Here is a 17,752-nt window from a genome sequence, read left to right as displayed (position 1 = left end):
TACACGTTAGAGTGTCCGAAATTACGAGCGTTCCACATGCAAACAAAAAGCTGATGCGATTCCTATTATTCGCATCAGCTTTTTGTATGTTTACATTAATTCTCATGATCCTTAATGACTTGCTCAATCCCCAGCAATATGAGTTTCAGTCCGAAATCAAACGCCTGATCCGTCCCCATCACCTCAAATAGCCCGCTCTTGTACATTCCCCGGAACAGTCCCGCTTCCATCTCACTCATAGAGTCCAGAAGTTCGTTCATCTGCCCGCTTGGAACCGCTCCCTCCTCCTCGAGCATCACGGTGATATTGCGCTGATGCTGATAATCGTCCAGAACGAAATAGAACACATAGTTCGTGAGCGTGATGACAGCTTGCAATTTCTGCTCTTGCTCTAGTGGAGTTGATTCTACGCAGAGCAGCAACCGGTTGGTGAAACGGATCATGTCGGGTTCGTGGGGCAGCGTCATCATCATGAGCTGCGTGGAGCAGGGATACCGACGGAGCACACTTCGAACGGTTTTTGCAAGTCCCTCCAACTGCTCTTTCCAATCCCCTTCGGAGTTGAATTCCTCCAGAATGATCTTCGATATCTGGTTGGCCAGACGTTGATAGAGATTCTGCTTGCTCTTGAAGTACCAATAGATAGAGGGAGCCTGAATCCCCAAACGATTGGCCAACCTCCTCATGCTGAACTTCTCAATGCCCTCTTCACCAAGAAGAGCCCACGAAGCTTCCAATATTTTGTCTTCCGAAATTTGAGGCTGTTGTTTTTTCACTCATATCCGCCCTTATCTAACAGTGTAAGTTTAGCTTTACAGGTTCATACGTCCATGATATCATCTTACACTGTAAGGCACAAACTAACACTGTTAGATTGTCAAAAAAACTAAATTACATGAAGAAAGTAGTGACCCACATGGATGCAGAAAACCTCCATTATTTTGAGAAAGCACCAATCACCAAAGCCGTAGCTCACTTCGCTATCCCCATGATGCTCGGCACGTCAATGAATGTCATATACTCCATATTGAATGCCTACTTCCTTGGTACACTTGGCAATACAGCCATGTTAACCGCCCTTGCGTTAACCTTGCCTTTATTTGCCGTCATTATGGCATTAGGCAGCTTGATTGGCATGGGTAGCGGTACCTTTATCTCACGTTTGTTAGGCGAACAGAAATATGATGACGTCAAACATGTGTCTTCCTTCGCGTTTTACAGCAGTTTGGTTCTCGGCTTGATCGTGATGGCCATCGGTCTTCCGTTGATCGACCCCATCGTTCATGGCCTCGGGGCAACGCCGGAATCGTTTGGATTTACAAAAGAGTATGTCACCGTAATGCTGATAGGCTCCCCATTCGTGATCTTATTTTTCACATTGGAGAATCTCGTACGCTCAGAAGGGGCGGCCATCACATCCATGGTTGGTATGATTCTAAGTGTGATCGTAAATATCATACTTGATGCTATAGTCATTTACGTCTTTCATTGGGGTGTCATTGGTGTTGCATCTGCTACCGTTATCTCCAACCAGGTTGCGAGTGCATTCTACGCCTTCCATATGGGAAATAAAAGTCGTTTCCTCACGATCTCCGCAAAATGGTTCAAGGTTAGCAAAGACATTCTAGGCAATGTATTCAAAATCGGTGTTCCCGTCTTTATCATGAGCATCTTCTTGGGTGCCATGTCACTCGTCTTAAACCATTTTCTTGCCGACTATGGAGATCAGGCTGTCGCGGGATATGGGATATCATCACGTTTGTTACAATTTCCGGAGTTCATTCTGATGGGATTATGCGAGGGAGTGGTGCCGCTGCTCGCTTTCACGTTTACGGCGAATAAGCTGCGTATGAAACAAACCATTGGATTTACAATCAAGACCATTGTTGTGTTAGCTGTTGGTTTCGGGGTCATTGTTTATTTCATCTCCGATCATTTAATCGGGTTATTCACGAGTGATCCGTACCTCATTGAAATGGGAAGTTATATTCTTCATGTGACATTCTTATCCCTGTTCATCTCAGGAATGACGACGCTGTTCACCGGTATTTTCCAAGCAACGGCACAAGGAACCGCCGCATTTATTATGTCCATTATTCAAGGCGTTACATTGATTCCTGTGCTCTTTATCGCCAACCATCTGAACGGTTTCCACGGCGTGGTCTGGTCGCTCGTTATTGCTGATGCTGTCGCCTTCCTTGTGGGTGCTGCCATGATGTATATTCTGCGCAACAAACTGCAGCCGGATTTGGAACACCTTGTACAGTAAGGAGATTATCGTTACTCTGTGAGACAAAGACAGAACGCTGTAAAACAAAAATAAGCCGCTCCAGTAGCGACTTATTTCTTGTATATTATTTCAATATTCCTTTTCTGATATCATTTACGGATTGGTTGACCATAGACCCGCGTGCTTCAACAGTACTCGTGGGTGCAGCTTCAGTTGTGCCACAATCAGGTCAGCCAGATCTTCAGGCTGCATCACCTTATCGGGATTGCCGTCTGTCAACTTGAGCTCGACCGCCATATCCGTAGCCACTGTGCTAGGAGTCAGAGCAGTAACACGAATGTTTTTCTTGCGTACTTCAAGCATCAAGGATTCAGTGAGTCCATTAACAGCCGCTTTGGATGCAGTATATGCGCTCGTAAGCGGCGCACCTTTTTGTCCTGCCGTAGACGAAATGTTAATGATATCGCCAGCATTGCGCTCCATCATCTCTGGCAAAACCGCACGGGTCGTGTAGTATACCCCTTTGACGTTGACATCTATAATATTCGTCCATTCTTCCGGTGTTAACTCCATGAATCCGCCGAATTTGCCGATACCGGCATTGTTGATCAGAATATCGATCGCTCCGAGCTCTCTTCGAACAGACTCTACTGCTGCAGTGATGGAATCCAGATCGGCCACATCCGCTGCAGCAATGGATACATTCACATTGTACGGTTGAAGTTCTTCCTTGACCTGTTGCAAATTTTCAAGCGTACGGCCTACAAGACCTACGTGAATGCCCTCTTGTGCAAATGCAATTGCAATCGCGCGACCAATCCCTCGACCCGCTCCTGTAATTAATGCTACTTTTCCTGCAATGGACTGCATATTATTGTTCGCTCCTTTGAATGTTAGATAAGTTAAGCTTGAACTAAGTTTTTGCTAAAAAATATTCGTTTTCAACTTCTATTCCATTCTAACTGTCCTGACTTGGATTGAAAAGAATGCACTTTTTGGTGCGGAGGTTACCGAATGGTAACTACCACATCAATTTACTCTATTTCTTCTTTAAGTTGACTTAATCGATTCAATCCCCAAGCATACATCATTTCTACAATGGGCAATATGCTCATCCCTACTTCTGTCATCGAGTATTCAACCTTGGGAGGAACATCCGGATAGACTTCTCTATGAACAATGCCATCCTCAGCTAACTCACGCAGCTGGCTTGTCAACATCTTATGTGAAATTTTAGGAAAGAGCTTCTGTAAATCGCTAAACCGATGTGGTCCTTCCACTCCCAAATGCCATAGGATGACCACCTTCCATTTGCCGCTAAGGATCGATAACGTATACTCTTTCTCGCAATGGTAATCTTTTTGGGCTAATCGATCTCTGATATCTTGTCTCAGCGAATCTGTCATGTAATCATCATTCCTTTATGGTATTAACCTTTAGTTGGACATGACGTTGTCATGCATCTATAAAATTTGTATAGCAACCCTTCTATTATACCACCACAAGTTTGACTAGAAGAAGATAACGTGAAACGGATGTGAACAAGAACCTACGAAGAGGAAATCGAAAAATGATCTATCCTGCTGGTCAGACATATTTTTTCTCAAAGGTCCTGTTGCAAAAAAATATAAAAAACTCAAAAAAGCAGCCAATCTCTAAGATTTATTACATATATTTACAAAGCTTGATGCTTGTGCTATGTTTGTTTTGAAAGCGCATCCATGACTGGTTTTATTGAGAATTCTTGATCTTATTTCACAATGAAAAGGGAGATGGGAATGAAAAATCAGCTCACAAAGGCAAGCGCACTGATGTTGGCATTTATCCTCTTGTTTGTATGGATGAACACGCCTGTTCATGCAGATCCTCCACTATTCACCACGGAAAGCGAAAACGCTCAGCTGACGTCCGATCTGCAAGTCGTTACTGAAATTTATGGACAACCCAAACCTGGCTTCTCCGGAAGCGGATTTGTCTGGATGCAGAATTCCGGCACGATCACCTTTACCGTGACTGTTCCGGAAACCGGTATGTATGCCATCTCCACTCAGTACATGCAAGAATTGAGTCCTGATGGCAGGCTGCAATATTTAACGGTGAATGGCGTTACTAAAGGCTCATATATGCTGCCCTATACGACAACATGGGCGAATTATGATTTTGGATTCCATAAGCTGAATCAGGGGACCAACACCATTGAAGTGAAAGCAGGCTGGGGCTTCGCTTATTTTGACACCTTCACTGTGGATCATGCCGATCTCGATCCTCTCGATGTGCAGCCTATCCTCACCGATCCTCAAGCTACACCGGAAACCCAGCTTCTAATGAATTATTTGACAGAAGTTTACGGCAGCCACATCATTTCCGGACAGCAGGAGATTTACGGAGGCGGAAATAACGGAGATACCGAATTGGAGTTTGAATGGATCCATGATCTGTCCGGTAAATATCCCGCCATTCGCGGCTTCGATTTCATGAACTATAATCCTCTGTATGGCTGGGAGGACGGAACAACCCATCGCATGATCGATTGGGTTAACAACCGTGGAGGGATTGCTACAGCTGCGTGGCATATCAATGTTCCTCGCAAATTCGACACCTACCAGCTTGGAGAATTTGTCGATTGGAAAGAAGCAACCTATAAACCGACCGAAACCAATTTTAATACGGCGAATGCGGTCATTCCCGGGACGAAAGAATATGAATATGTGATGCTGACCATTGCGGATTTGGCGGAGCAGCTGCAAATTTTAGAGGATCATGACGTGCCAGTTATTTTCCGGCCCTACCATGAGGCTGAGGGTAATGGCGGGTTGAATGGTGAAGGCGCTTGGTTCTGGTGGGCTTCCGCTGGCGCAGATGTATATAAGCAGCTGTGGGACCTTTTATATACCGAGCTTACGGAGACATATGACCTGCACAACTTGATCTGGACCTACAACAGCTATGTGTACAGCACATCTCCTGCATGGTATCCTGGCGACGATCAGGTGGATCTTGTCGGTTATGACAAATACAATACGATTTACAATCGCTATGACGGTTTGTCCGGCGTTCCGAATGAAGATGCAATTACATCCATTTTCTATCAGCTTGTTGATTTGACAGGCGGCCAAAAGATGGTGGCCATGACGGAGAATGATACGGTCCCAAGCGTACAGAATCTGATGGAGGAAAAATCAGGATGGCTCTACTTCTGCCCTTGGTATGGCGAACATCTTATGAGTCCTGCATTCAACAATCCGGCCACTCTAAAAACACTCTATCAAAGTGATTATGTCATTACGCTCGATGAGCTGCCGAATTTGAAGGTGGGTACCGGAACTCCAAGCGTCTCCATTACTCCTGCAAACGATGAATGAATGAACTTAACGAAATGAACATCTGAAAGGTGAAAAGGCTCCCTTTTAACGAATTTTCGGAAGCGTTATAAACGAGATCCCGAACATACAGCATGCCCCTCCGCTCAATAAGCGGAGGGGCATGTTTCGTACTGCAAACAAGATTTCACTACTTCGTGATTCTGCTCCATTTTGAATTCATCCCATTAAATATTAACGCCATAAAGTATCAGAATCGTGCCATGGAAAGGTTGAGAATCACTCTGGGCATATATTACAATAAAATCCAGAGCTATAAATCCCAAAGGAGGAACTAACATGCTTGAAAGACCAGCGACAGAGGAGTATGCAGCTTATTACGAAGGATACATAAAACTTGTTCCCGAAGGGAATATCATCGAACGGTTGGAGCAGCAGTCCAATATCGTACAATCTCTTCTGTCTTCATTGACAGAGGAGCAAGCCAATTACCGTTATGCCGAAGGCAAGTGGAGCGTGAAAGAGGTCATCGGTCACCTGACGGATAACGAACGCATCATGAGCAGCCGGCTGCTTCGCATCGCCAGAGGCGACCAAGCGAATCATCCAGGCTACGATCAGGACGTCCTTATGCAAAGTCACCCATTCGATGCGTACACCGTGGCCGATCTGAAGGAAGAATATGCGGTCGCACGCCGCTCAACCCTTCTCTTGCTCCGTCACATCACGCCGGAAGCTTGGCTCCGTAAAGGAATTGTTAGTGATAACCCAGCTTCGGCTCGATCCATCGCTTATGTTATGGTTGGACATGAACTGCACCATCTGTCGATCCTTCGCGATCGGTATGCGGTAGATGTGAAATTATAATGAATTCAATCTTTTGAGGTGCTTCCCCATTTGTGTTATTGGACAGACGTTGAGCCTTCGTTCTCCGAAAGGTCACCATCTGTCCGATATCCTCTCATCCTTCCATCCAATCTTACGTTGATTCCTTATGATTTACTTTTCAAAAGTGATCGCATTTGCATCCCTTTCCAAAGTTAACGCGGAGTAATTATTCAGTACTGGCTTATCGCCTTCAAATTCAATGGGTAGAGTCACATAGCTGGATTGAAAATAATCCGCAGCATTCCAGCGATCCGCAAAGTAGAGATATTCCTGCTCTGATCGCTTCAGTACAAAAGACGGCTGTGTGTGATATGTCGTTTCATCGCCGAAATTCCTGAGCATCTCCCATGGGCCATCCATAGCATCCGCCATCGATGCCTTCCCTTGATTTGGCTCCCAACCTGTACAAAAAGAGGTCAGCATGTAATATTTCCCGTTCCGCTTGAAGACCGCCGGCGCCTCCCGGTACTCCCCCTGCCACAACTTTCCGACCAGACTTTCGACATTAAGGTAATCTTGCTGCAGACGATAGATATGAAGATCCGCATTGTCTCTGGCAGCTGAGATAAAGTAGGCCGTCCCGTCATCATCCTGAAAGAGCGTGCAGTCACGCGACATATAGCCATATGGATTGAAACTGCCATGATAGATAAAATGCTTATCCGGATAATCGGATGTTGCAATAGCGCATGCAGCATCGTTGTAGTTCGTTCCGTTCTCATAGTGGACCCAAAGAACAAATTTTTTGGTTTCCTGATTAAATAACACTTTTGGTCGTTCGAGATTCACCTTTCCGCCGCTGCCATTCATTAATTTCGTATTGGTCCTTACTCTGATCGGGGCAACCGGAGTTGAAGTGGTAAGGATATGGTTTCGAAACTCCCAATTGAATAAATCTTTGGAACGATAACAGCTGACATAGAACTCATTTCTGCGGTCTTCCCCATACCAGTAATAATAATGATCATGGAATAACATATGTCCACCATGTGCATGAATGGGCTGACCATGGATATCACTCCAGACGGTACCATTGGTTAATCGATTATTCACACCGTTACTCCTCTCTTCTATATCTCTTTCATGTTGGAAGGTTCATTATTGTTCATCTGCTCCAAATACCTTAACTTCCCACAGCCTTGGTGTATACCAGTTGTTCGGGTTGTTATGGAGCTGAGCGTTCTGCATACGGATTCTTACATACCTGGCCGTACTTGATAACGTATCCGAAGTGAAACCGTATGAGGTATTATGGGTACGATCCAATGCTTCCGTCCAATTTACATTGTCCGTACTTGTCTCAATTTTATATTTGTAAAACCCTTCAGAACCTTTTTGCATCCACCAGGAGATTTGCACGTTATTGATTTCTTGAACGGAACCGAGGTCTACCTTCCACCAATGTGGCCAGGAGCTGCCTGTACCGATCCATTCCGTTTGATAGTTTCCATCGTTCGCATAACCCGCCGGGTTCGTGCCGGTAGCCGTTTGTGCTGTTGCGGGCTTGCCTTGGGACAGCAGTTTTCCGTTCTGGACAGGGACAACGGCATCATCGCTCGCACTGTACAGGACTTGATCAAAATAATCATAAAATGCGTAACCATTCGAGAACCAAACGGGAAGAAGCCGCTCCTCTGTTGTGCCGTTTTCCGTGCCAGCCCAGCCGAACATCCATCGATACGCAACCATAACCACATGGTTACCCGTGTTTGGTTTTACCCGCATGACCGAACCCGATTGTGCAGAGAAGGTTGACGTGTTGCCTATCGTTCGTAATTCAGACCAATCTCCATCGATGCTTGATGCTGAGGAATACATAGGGATACTCGGATACCAACCCGCAGCTTGGGAAGAGAAGAGATAATAAATGCCATCCTTTTTGATCACTTTGGGCAGTTCCCGATGTTGATTATCATAAATTACCGAAACCTGGGATTCCACATCCAGCCAATCCGAGGTCAATCTGTATAAAATGGTATCAGAATTATTATTGGCGGTTGAAATCAAATAAGCTGAATCGTCGTCATCTTTGAAAATGGAGATATCCCGTGACTCATTTCCTTCCGGCCGAAAGCTTTTGTGAAAAGTAAAGTTCTCTCCAGGCGTGGCTGAAGCTACCGATACTCTGGCAAGTGTATAATCGGTGCTGTTCTCATAATGGGCCCAAAATACGAATTTGTTCGTAGGCGCATGGTATAAGATATTAATCCCTTCGAACTTGGAATCCGCCAGATCCGGATGGTCTGTATAGGAAAGTACCACCTTGTCATTCCCATACGTGATATCGTCGGTTGACGTCTGTTGTATCATTTGGCCAAAACCGCCTGAGGACTTTTGAACAAAATTAAATCTGTAGTAGGTGTCACCTACTTTAAGTTCATTCGGAAGATTCAAGGTAGAATGCATGGTGTTGTCAAATGTTGTGAGATTATCCGGAAGGGGATAAGGTGCATATTCAGGCGAGACAGCCGAGGTTAACAAGGAAGTTCCGCCATATGCTTTCACTTGGTACCTGTATGTGCTGCCTACAGTAAGGTCATAATCATCCGTGGTCGTTCCAGTCAAGGTCTGCAATAAAATAAAGGGCTCATTGTTCTCGGATCTATACAACTCATATTCGTTCGCTCCAACAACAGGTCCCCAGTGTATTTTGGCATTGGATACTTCGGATGCGTTCTTAAGCATAAACAGTGTAGCTGCAATCTGGGTCTCCTCGCTGTCCGCAGCGTGAACATGTTGAGCCGAGAACATTAGATGGCAAGTCAACAATACCATTGCAATGACGATAGCCATCCCTCGTTTTCCTTTAAGCATGTCTCATCATCTCCTTTGGTTAGTAGATCAACCTTCCTTATCCGGAAGGCTGATCTTGGTGAGGCGGGACAGTTATTTCAGCTTCATGAGTGCCATGACATCCGTTTCGCTGGTTTGGGTGTACCAATCATTCACTTCTTCAATGATTTGATCTCCACCTTTTTCGTGCCACTGCTTCACAAAGGTATCAAAGGCTTCAATCGGCTCATTCCCGTATATGATTTTGGTAAAGGTTTCTTGCTCCATGGTAGTCAACTGCTCCCACACATTCTGCATTGTTGGTGTAGGCGGACCGTTAAACTCGTTTGGAAGCAGTGCCTCCCGATTTTCATAAGAAATGCGATATCCGTCTTTGGTTGTTTGATCCTTTGAATCACTTTGGATAAGCACCCCCGTATCGGCCTTGACTCCGTTCGCCAGATCGAAATACGATTTGCCGGGGCCATCAACACTCGGTGTATTTTTGGTGAATGCCATTTTCCCAACACTTTGTATCGCTTCCAATGGCTTGTTGAACTTCTGTGGATCGAATGTCACCTCATCATTGACGATATCGTAATCGTAACCCTGAGCGTAGCCATATTTGAACTCACCCGTACTGAACGCGGCATCGTACATCTTATCGTAGTACAGAAAGAATGCTTCCATGTTTTGAAAGTCCTTGTTGAACATGAACACACCATCGTTCAGTTGAGCGGACTGGTATGTCTTATCACCGTTCACGCCTTGAATGGTCGGATAAGCATTGATTTTAGCGCCCTCTATATTTTTCTCCACATCCTTCACACTGTCGTAGAGCCAAGGGCGGCCGATAATGATGCCTGCTTTTCCTTCGGTAAAATCGGACAGAGCGTCCCATGCACCCTGAGTGGCCAGTTCTTTGTTCAAATACCCTTTGGCATACCAGTCCCGAAGCTTGGCAAGGGCTTCCCTGTTGCCTCCAGCTACTGATCCATAGGTTAATTTGCCATTGTCGTTAACCCATTGCCGCGGAAGGTGCTTACCTGTGTATGCGCTGAAAATCATGACCGGATCACTGACCCAGCCCGTGTTGTAGGAATCCTTGCCCGAGAATGTAAACCCGTATGTGTCCTGCTTGCCGTTACCATCCGGGTCCTCCGTGGTAAATGCCGCGATGACTTGCTCAAACTCTTCTATCGTTGTTGGCGCTTTCAATTTTAATCTGTCCAACCAATCCTGGCGGATCAGCATGACTTCACCCTCCGTCAGATTCGGTGCGATCGCCATCCCGTACACCTTGCCGTCCCTGACCACCGGATTAAACGTCGTTGGGTATTGTTTGTAAATCTCTCTCAACCGGTCAGGCATGTAGGCTGCAATATCTTCCGTTATCTCCTTGACCCGCCCCGAATCGATCAAATCATTGACCAGCATGGTGTCATACACCGGCAGAACGTCAGGCAGCTTCTCGGAACCGGTTAACGCCAGCCGAAGCTTGGTATTATATTGGGAAGCATCCCCGCCTAGCAGGGTGGTTTCGATCTTGATGCCCAGATTTTCTTCTCCCCAGCGGGTTAACACATTGTCATTCAAACTTTCTCCATTAATATATTTGCCTGCATTTTCATCCTGCTGTTTCGCGATGGTAATCTTGAACGGAGGATCGTATTTTCCGTCCTTAAGCACCGATGTCGGTGCCGATTCGGTTTGGCTTTCCCCACTGCTGCAGCCAGCCACAAGTATGGTTGACAGGATAACCGTGCTAACCATTTTCCATAGATTTCTTCCTTCTTTCATAGAACATGCCCCCTTCGCTCATATCGTACTGTTTTCTATTCATCCGACTGTTCATGATCCTAATGAAGAGCTATTCTTTGACAGCCCCTAGCACAATCCCCTTCACGAAATATCGCTGCAAGAATGGATAAACCAAAATGATAGGCAGCGTACTGACAAAAATTTGGGCGGCCTTGATGCTCTGCTCCGACATTGCCGCGACCTCAGACTGGCTCATCGCCATATTCTGCATATTACTCTGCACCACGACCGTCTGCAGGAAGGAAGCCAGCGGATACCTGCTCGCATCCGACATGTACAAAATCCCGTCAAACCAGGAATTCCAGTGTCCTACCATGATGAATAAGGACACGGTAGCGATTCCGGGCAGTGATAGCGGCAGATAGATTTTGCTGAGGATCACGAAGAAGGAGGCTCCGTCAATGAACGCCGCTTCTTCCAAGGCTTTTGGAATCGTTTTGAAGAAGTTAACGAGAAGAATGAGATTATAAGCTCCGAAGGCTCCTGGCAGCACAAGGGCCCAGATCGTATCCTTCAACCCAAGGCTAGTCACCAATATGTAAGAAGGTATCAGTCCCCCGGAGAAGAGCATGGTGAAGATAAAAAACCACATGAGCGCGTTGCGGCCCCGAAATTCTTTGGACAGGGCATATCCTGCACAGGTCAGGATAAACATGCTGATGGTTGTCCCCAATACAGTTCGGATAATGGATGTCAGCATGGCGCCATTAAAATTGGAATTGTTAAACGTTTTTACATAGGCATCCACGTTGAACCCGACCGGCCAAAATGACACCATATTACCGCTAATGGCCGCTTTGCTGCTGAGCGATTGCGCCAACAGATGAAGCAGTGGAAGAAAACACGCCAGTCCCGCCAGGATCATGAACGCATAATTAAAAATGGAAAACACTCGGTAGCCTGTCGTCTTATGGTACATTATCCCTCTCCCTCCTTGTTAGAATATTTTATAATTGGCGTACTTATAGGCCAGTCTGTAGGACACGACGATCAAAATCAGGCTGATCCCCGATTTGAACAGACCAACAGCGGTCCCGAATCCGTATTGCCCGTTTAACAAGGAAGAACGGTAGACATAGGTGTCGATAATATCTCCCGTACTGTAGACAAGCGGGTTATACAGATTGAAAACCTGATCAAATCCGGCGTCCAGAATGTTACCCAGACTTAGTGTAGAGATGACGATAATCATCGGCAGCATGCTGGGCAAGGTGACGTATCGAATTTGCTGCCGGCGTGTGGCTCCGTCAATCTCGGCCGCTTCGTAATAGGAAGGATTGATTCCCGCAATCGTAGCCAAATAGACAATCATGCCAAAGCCGAAGCTCTTCCAAACATCACTCACAACGACGGTGTACCGAAAGAGATCAGGATCACCCAAAAAGTAAATCGGATCGCTCCCGAACATCCAGGTCAATATTTGATTGACGCCTCCGTCCAATCCCAGAATGTCAATCATCAGTCCCGCGACAGTGACCCAGGACAAAAAGTGCGGCAGATACACCAGTGTCTGTACACTCTTCTTAATCCCGATATTTCGTATCTCGCTCAGCAAAATCGCCATGATGATCGGAACGATTATTCCGACGATAATTTTGGAAACCGCAATAACCAGCGTATTGACGATCGCTTGAGTCGCTTCATCGTACTGGAAGATCCTTTCGAAATTTGCTAACCCGATCCACCGGGAACCTGAGATGCCAAGCCATGGTTTGTAGTCCTGAAACGCCATAACCAAGCCAACCATCGGGCCATACGAAAAGATACAGACAAATACGAAAGCGGGAAGACATAATACATACAAAGGCCAACTTTTCTTGATTTCCGTTTTCCATGGACTACGCCGGGAAATCTTTGTTTTTACTTTTTTTGCGGATGTAACGGTGCCCATCTCATTAATGCTGCATACCTCCTTTATGACAACTCCTGGAAATCAATCCTCCCGTCAAGCTTAACAAAAGCGCTTTCAATCCAAAATGCCAAAATTTCAAGATCATCACCCCATTCTGAACCACTTTAAACCGCTTACATTTAAGTGCTCATGCTGCACTTCCGCTTTTCGGTCGTTTGGCTTATATTAAAGTTAAATGGATATGGGCCTTATACTCCAGGCTTCTCGTTAGGAAAGGGAAACACGATGCTAAGAAAAATGTACATGAAACGATTCATCTATTTCTTTGTTTTTTTTCTGCTGCTGACGTTGAGTTTATTTTTTGTGATGAACCGTTTGAGTTCCAAGACACTGGAGGAGAATCTGATTGGAGCTTCCAAGAACCAGCTTGATTATGTGAAAGGCATTTTGGACGGAATTATGTACGAGGCTAACATGTACGGGGTCCAGTTTGCAGCCGACAGTGACGTCCGGTTTTATCAGAATCAAGTGATCGAGCTGAGTAACTACGATTCCCAAATGAAGAAAAATGAAATCGTTGATCGCTTGCGTCAAATTCTGCTTTCCAGCCGTTCTATTGAATCGATCGGCATCTACTGGAAGTCCGAAGAATCGTTCCTGTCCACCAACAATACACTTGAGGCAAGACTCCCGTTTAAGGAAGTTCAAGAACGAGGATGGCGAATTGTCCAAGGCAGCTTGTATTACTTTGCCGTCTACCCTTATATCCAAAAAAACGGACAGGTTGAACCTGCCCAATATGTGGTTGGCGTGAAACTGAAAACTGATTATTTGAAGAGCCTTCTCAAAAAGGCAGTCAACAACGACAGCTCAAATGCTTTCTACCTGTTTAACCAAAAGCAATTATGGAGTGAGAAAGAAGTCGATCATGATTTATTGAAAGCGGTTACCGATATGCTTACACCCCAACCAGAGTCCACTATAAAATATGATTATCACACCAAAACGGATGATTACTATGTTCTTTCAAGGTATATTGAACCGATCGACGCCTACCTGATTACATACACACGAACGAATGATTTTCTGCAGCCGCTGGACCGCAGCCGTAAAGTTTTCCTTGTGAGTATTTTAGCGGTTTTGACACTTGGCCTGTTTGTTATCTTTACGTTTTACCGGAATTATTACCGTAACATTCGTCTGCTGGAGAAGAAGTTCCTGCAGGTTGAACATGGCAATCACAACACAAGGATTACCGAAAACACCGACAAGGAATTTTACAGCCTGTTCCGCAGCTTCAATCACATGGTTGCAGAGATTCAGGAGCTATTCGTATCCTTAAAAACCGAAACGGATCTGAGAAGAAGTGCGGAACTAAAACAACTACAAGCCCAAATAAACCCTCATTTTTTATACAACAGTTTGTTCTATATCATGTCAGTGGCCCAGTTTTCCCCGGATGCCGTTATGCGAATGAGCAAGCATCTGGCCGAATATTATCGCTATTTAACCAAATTGGACCGGCATGAAGTGACGCTGGAGAGCGAGCTCCAGTTTGCGGAACATTTCCTGGTCATCATGACGCTCAGCAAAAAAATCGAGTACAACATTGATCTGCCGCCCGAACTTGCCTCTCATGCCCTGACGCCGCTGATTATTCAGCCTGTAGTCGAGAACGCCATTCAACATGGAATTGAAGGACGACAGGGAGCGCACCGGGTAACTATTGACGTTAAACAGACGGAAGCTGCTATTATGATCAGGATCTCGGACGACGGTAAAGGTCTTGCACCGGATGAAATCCGCAGACTCGAAGCTCAGATGGAGAGCGACACACCGCCTGAGGGAACAAGAGGCGTCGGGCTCTGGAATGTAAATCGACGTCTGAAAAATACGTACGGCGAGCTGAGCGGGCTTCAATTTTTCATTAATGATTGGGGCGGCTTGTCTGTTCTGCTGTTGATCGATATTTCTGCAGAGAAAGGAGAAACATATGCGACTACTGATCGTGGATGACGGACACTACGTTGTGGAATATATGAAACACTTGCTCGACTGGAAGTCCTTCGGCATCAACCAGATCGAGACGACGACCAATTCGATTGAAGCCAGAGAATGGTTGAATCAACGGCATGTAGATATTCTAATCACCGATATCCGAATGCCCGAGGTTTCAGGAATTGATCTGCTTCAACATATTCATCAACATAACTTGCTTACCAAAGTCATTATCCTTTCGGGCTACTCCCAGTTCGAATATGCGCAGCAGGGGATTCGATTGGGCGCACTCGATTATCTGCTCAAACCTGTAGACAAGGACGATGTGGAGAAAGCCATGGCTAAAGCCATCGGGAATATTAAACAGACAAGACCCCGTCCAACGATCCGTTGGGAAAACTTCGATAGTATGGGTTATCTGCTCTCTCTGCTTGGGGAAAACGAGACGTTGAGAACGGAATTTGAAGCATATACCGATTTTTTAGGAGATTCCCTTTTTTGCTGTATGAGAATAGAGAAGTACACACAAGCTGATGTGGAAGAATTGAAACATAAACTTGGAGATCCATTGGACCGTTTCCTCTGGTCTTTTGGAACGCAACTGGTTGGTTTTGTCCCAGCAGAAGTTGCTGAGATACTGACGTCCAAACCAGGCCATCCGGTCTTGTCCCCACCATTTTCGATAACTGACCAGAACGAGACCCGTCAGCTGTTCTACGAATTCTTCCTGGGTGAGAACGTGCAGTCTGCGGATTTCAACGGGGTCTTTGACCTTTCTCCATCATGCGGGGAATGGGAGCTGGCAGGCAACATTATGAAAAGCTATGATCGAATCCGTTTACGAAAGGAAAAAATACTCTTTCTAATGGAAACCATCCTTTATGTATATCTGGTGGATAAGGAACCGAAGCCTTCTGAGACTGCGGATTGGATATTCAATCGACTGCGGGAGCCGGACGAACTATGGCCGACTCTCATGGATACGGTCAGTCAGATCAGGAACAACAAGCAGATGTCCATTCAAACGATCGTGGGCAAAGTGCAAAAGTACATCGAAGACCATATTTCACATGGCCTCAGTCTGGATGAGCTGGGAAAAGTCGCCCATCTTCACCCTGTCTACCTTTCCAAACTATTCAAACAGGAGACTGGAGAAAATGTGTCCAACTACATCTCGAAGAAAAGGTTGGAGAAAGCCTCCCACCTGCTGCTGGATTCTGAACTCCGCATAGCCGATATATCGCAAATGGTCGGTTACAAGAAAAATCAGTATTTTATCCAATTGTTCAAGGAAGAATTCGGGGTCACTCCCTATCAATACCGCAGGAATATGATCCACCAATAAGCATAACAGCAAGTGGCTAGACTGCTTGGAAGAACCGAAGCCCTCTTCACCCCAGTTATGCCTGGGTATGAGTAACCATTTCCTGTTTAACTCGATGTGCCCGACGATGATCTGTACCATAGAGCTGACTCCTAGTTCTAAGGTACAGATCATTTTTTGTTGCTTGATTACTTCCCATAAAGAGAAGGAACGATGTAGATAACATGATGTGACAAACACACAAATTCTCAATCAAGGTAATTTGATTATAACACTACCTTGACAGTCACAGTAGTATGACGTATTATACAATTGCGAGGTGATTACATGAGCCAAAACAAAATTACATCCGACCTACTACGCGGCCATACCGATACAATGATTTTACGGCTCTTATCCGAAGCTGACAGATATGGGTACGAAATTGTCAAAATGATTGCTGAGCGCTCAGGAGGTGAGTACGAATTAAAAGAAGCCACCATGTACTCCAGCGTTCGGCGACTTGAAGCGGAGGGTGATATTGAGTGGTATTGGGGCGATGAATCTCAAGGCGGACGCCGTAAATATTTTAGAATTACCGAAAAAGGCAAAGCAACTCATGCCAGCAACAAAGAAAACTGGGAGTACGCGAAGCGCGTGCTTGAAAACTTATTATAAGGAGTGTTGAGGTTATGAATGAAAAGCTCACTCACTATTTGAACGGTGTTTTTGCACCGTACGATGGGGTAAAAAGTGTCACCGAATTAAAAGCAGACCTGCACTCCGATTTGCAGGAGAGGTTCCGTGACCTCAAAGCCGAGGGTAAGGATGATGAAACTGCTTTTGAGATGACCATTGAAAGCATCGGCGATATTGAACAGACCGTACAGGAGGTTGCCAACCTCTCCCGCTCGCTGGAGCGGCAGGTGGTAACCAATTTTAACGCAAGTAACCTGTCAACGAGCGATTTTGCGGGGGTTACCGCGCATAAAGGACAATTTAAGTCCAGCGCACTGCGAGGCTCTAATTTCACGGAAGCGGATTTAACCGGAAGTTCTTTTTTCAGCAGCGATGTGCGGGATGCTCATTTTGATCGAGCCAATCTGACAGACTGCATCCTGTCTACTCTAGACCTTGCGAATGCGAGCTTTAATCAATCCATCCTTGTACGCACGAACTTTAGCAAGTCGGGTCTGGACGGGGCAAAATTCACAAATGCTAGACTGACAGACGTTACGTTTTCCTTGACTGACCTTAGAAAAGCCATTTTCAATAACTGTATCTTTGACGGTGTGGAATTCAAGTCATCCGATCTGAGCGAGCAGCGTTTCGATGGGCAAACCTTTATCGGGGTCAAATTTGACAAGGTGGCGTTGTCCGAGGTTTCATTCCAGAACGCTACTCTCAAAAACGTGTCTTTTCCAACGTCATCCTGGTCCAAAAAATATTATCGTATGATCAAAACCGTCTGCTTTGACGGTGCGATGATGGATAAACTCACGTATGCTGCCCTCAAAGGCATGGAAGCCAATGTGTCAAAAGTTACCGTTATCTAAGGAGGGGATCCT

15 protein-coding genes are annotated in these 17,752 nt (G+C 45.6%); 7 read left to right on the top strand and 8 right to left on the bottom strand.

Annotated elements, in window-relative coordinates:
- Positions 1–95: 95 nt before the first annotated feature.
- Complete coding sequence (locus ABGV42_RS03275) at positions 96–776, bottom strand: TetR/AcrR family transcriptional regulator (protein WP_347380358.1); 681 nt, start codon at positions 774–776, stop codon at positions 96–98.
- Positions 777–916: 140 nt separating this feature from the next.
- Here ABGV42_RS03275 and ABGV42_RS03270 point away from each other — a divergent pair, with 140 nt between their 5' ends.
- Complete coding sequence (locus ABGV42_RS03270; RefSeq protein ID WP_347380357.1) at positions 917–2,269, top strand: MATE family efflux transporter; 1,353 nt, start codon at positions 917–919, stop codon at positions 2,267–2,269.
- Between the two features lie 114 nt (positions 2,270–2,383).
- Here the strand turns inward: ABGV42_RS03270 and ABGV42_RS03265 are convergent, their stop codons facing one another.
- On the bottom strand, positions 2,384–3,100 hold the full coding sequence (locus ABGV42_RS03265; RefSeq protein WP_347380356.1) for a 3-ketoacyl-ACP reductase: 717 nt from the start codon (positions 3,098–3,100) through the stop codon (positions 2,384–2,386).
- A 164-nt stretch (positions 3,101–3,264) separates the two neighbouring features.
- Entirely contained in the window at positions 3,265–3,636 is a 372-nt protein-coding gene (locus ABGV42_RS03260) for a winged helix-turn-helix transcriptional regulator (RefSeq protein ID WP_347380355.1), read from the bottom strand.
- A gap of 372 nt (positions 3,637–4,008) precedes the next feature.
- Here ABGV42_RS03260 and ABGV42_RS03255 point away from each other — a divergent pair, with 372 nt between their 5' ends.
- Entirely contained in the window at positions 4,009–5,592 is a 1,584-nt protein-coding gene (locus ABGV42_RS03255) for a glycosyl hydrolase (protein ID WP_347380354.1), read from the top strand.
- Positions 5,593–5,889: 297 nt separating this feature from the next.
- Complete coding sequence (locus ABGV42_RS03250; protein ID WP_347380353.1) at positions 5,890–6,417, top strand: DinB family protein; 528 nt, start codon at positions 5,890–5,892, stop codon at positions 6,415–6,417.
- A gap of 132 nt (positions 6,418–6,549) precedes the next feature.
- Here the strand turns inward: ABGV42_RS03250 and ABGV42_RS03245 are convergent, their stop codons facing one another.
- The 5 genes from ABGV42_RS03245 to ABGV42_RS03225 all read right to left on the bottom strand — a co-directional run bounded on the left by ABGV42_RS03245 (position 6,550) and on the right by ABGV42_RS03225 (position 12,922).
- Entirely contained in the window at positions 6,550–7,491 is a 942-nt protein-coding gene (locus ABGV42_RS03245; protein WP_347380352.1) for a family 43 glycosylhydrolase, read from the bottom strand.
- Between the two features lie 45 nt (positions 7,492–7,536).
- Entirely contained in the window at positions 7,537–9,252 is a 1,716-nt protein-coding gene (locus tag ABGV42_RS03240; protein ID WP_347380351.1) for a discoidin domain-containing protein, read from the bottom strand.
- Positions 9,253–9,324: 72 nt separating this feature from the next.
- On the bottom strand, positions 9,325–11,010 hold the full coding sequence (locus tag ABGV42_RS03235; protein ID WP_347380350.1) for an extracellular solute-binding protein: 1,686 nt from the start codon (positions 11,008–11,010) through the stop codon (positions 9,325–9,327).
- A gap of 70 nt (positions 11,011–11,080) precedes the next feature.
- A complete protein-coding gene (locus tag ABGV42_RS03230) occupies positions 11,081–11,950 on the bottom strand; it encodes a carbohydrate ABC transporter permease (RefSeq protein WP_347380349.1) in 870 nt (289 codons plus the stop codon).
- Between the two features lie 18 nt (positions 11,951–11,968).
- Positions 11,969–12,922, bottom strand: a complete 954-nt coding sequence (locus ABGV42_RS03225; protein ID WP_347380348.1) for an ABC transporter permease — start codon at positions 12,920–12,922, stop codon at positions 11,969–11,971.
- Between the two features lie 246 nt (positions 12,923–13,168).
- Here ABGV42_RS03225 and ABGV42_RS03220 point away from each other — a divergent pair, with 246 nt between their 5' ends.
- The 4 genes from ABGV42_RS03220 (at position 13,169) to ABGV42_RS03205 (ending at position 17,740) form a co-directional block, all read left to right on the top strand.
- Entirely contained in the window at positions 13,169–14,899 is a 1,731-nt protein-coding gene (locus tag ABGV42_RS03220) for a sensor histidine kinase (RefSeq protein ID WP_347380347.1), read from the top strand.
- Positions 14,877–16,226 (top strand): response regulator transcription factor, encoded by a 1,350-nt coding sequence (locus tag ABGV42_RS03215; RefSeq protein WP_347380346.1) that lies wholly within the window; start codon positions 14,877–14,879, stop codon positions 16,224–16,226. Before ABGV42_RS03220 ends, ABGV42_RS03215 begins: the two co-directional genes overlap by 23 nt.
- A 306-nt stretch (positions 16,227–16,532) precedes the next feature.
- The gene (locus ABGV42_RS03210; RefSeq protein ID WP_095286527.1) at positions 16,533–16,862 is read left to right on the top strand and encodes a PadR family transcriptional regulator; all 330 of its coding nucleotides are present in this window, start codon (positions 16,533–16,535) and stop codon (positions 16,860–16,862) included.
- A 14-nt stretch (positions 16,863–16,876) separates the two neighbouring features.
- The gene (locus tag ABGV42_RS03205; RefSeq protein WP_347380345.1) at positions 16,877–17,740 is read left to right on the top strand and encodes a pentapeptide repeat-containing protein; all 864 of its coding nucleotides are present in this window, start codon (positions 16,877–16,879) and stop codon (positions 17,738–17,740) included.
- Positions 17,741–17,752 lie beyond the last annotated feature (12 nt).

The sequence above is a fragment of the Paenibacillus pabuli genome, from assembly GCF_039831995.1.
Lineage (GTDB): Bacteria > Bacillota > Bacilli > Paenibacillales > Paenibacillaceae > Paenibacillus > Paenibacillus pabuli_C.
The sequence above is the reverse complement of the archived record's forward strand: the minus strand, read 5'-3'. Positions and strand labels throughout refer to the sequence as shown.

Coding starts and splice junctions, on each gene's coding strand:
- ABGV42_RS03250 (WP_347380353.1), top strand. CDS start 5,890: ATGCTTGAAAGACCAGCGACAGAGGAGTATGCAGCTTATTACGAAGGA.
- ABGV42_RS03205 (WP_347380345.1), top strand. CDS start 16,877: ATGAATGAAAAGCTCACTCACTATTTGAACGGTGTTTTTGCACCGTAC.
- ABGV42_RS03225 (WP_347380348.1), bottom strand. CDS start 12,922: ATGGGCACCGTTACATCCGCAAAAAAAGTAAAAACAAAGATTTCCCGG.
- ABGV42_RS03215 (WP_347380346.1), top strand. CDS start 14,877: ATGCGACTACTGATCGTGGATGACGGACACTACGTTGTGGAATATATG.
- ABGV42_RS03270 (WP_347380357.1), top strand. CDS start 917: ATGGATGCAGAAAACCTCCATTATTTTGAGAAAGCACCAATCACCAAA.
- ABGV42_RS03255 (WP_347380354.1), top strand. CDS start 4,009: ATGAAAAATCAGCTCACAAAGGCAAGCGCACTGATGTTGGCATTTATC.
- ABGV42_RS03220 (WP_347380347.1), top strand. CDS start 13,169: ATGCTAAGAAAAATGTACATGAAACGATTCATCTATTTCTTTGTTTTT.
- ABGV42_RS03230 (WP_347380349.1), bottom strand. CDS start 11,950: ATGTACCATAAGACGACAGGCTACCGAGTGTTTTCCATTTTTAATTAT.
- ABGV42_RS03210 (WP_095286527.1), top strand. CDS start 16,533: ATGAGCCAAAACAAAATTACATCCGACCTACTACGCGGCCATACCGAT.
- ABGV42_RS03240 (WP_347380351.1), bottom strand. CDS start 9,252: ATGCTTAAAGGAAAACGAGGGATGGCTATCGTCATTGCAATGGTATTG.
- ABGV42_RS03235 (WP_347380350.1), bottom strand. CDS start 11,010: ATGAAAGAAGGAAGAAATCTATGGAAAATGGTTAGCACGGTTATCCTG.
- ABGV42_RS03260 (WP_347380355.1), bottom strand. CDS start 3,636: ATGACAGATTCGCTGAGACAAGATATCAGAGATCGATTAGCCCAAAAA.
- ABGV42_RS03265 (WP_347380356.1), bottom strand. CDS start 3,100: ATGCAGTCCATTGCAGGAAAAGTAGCATTAATTACAGGAGCGGGTCGA.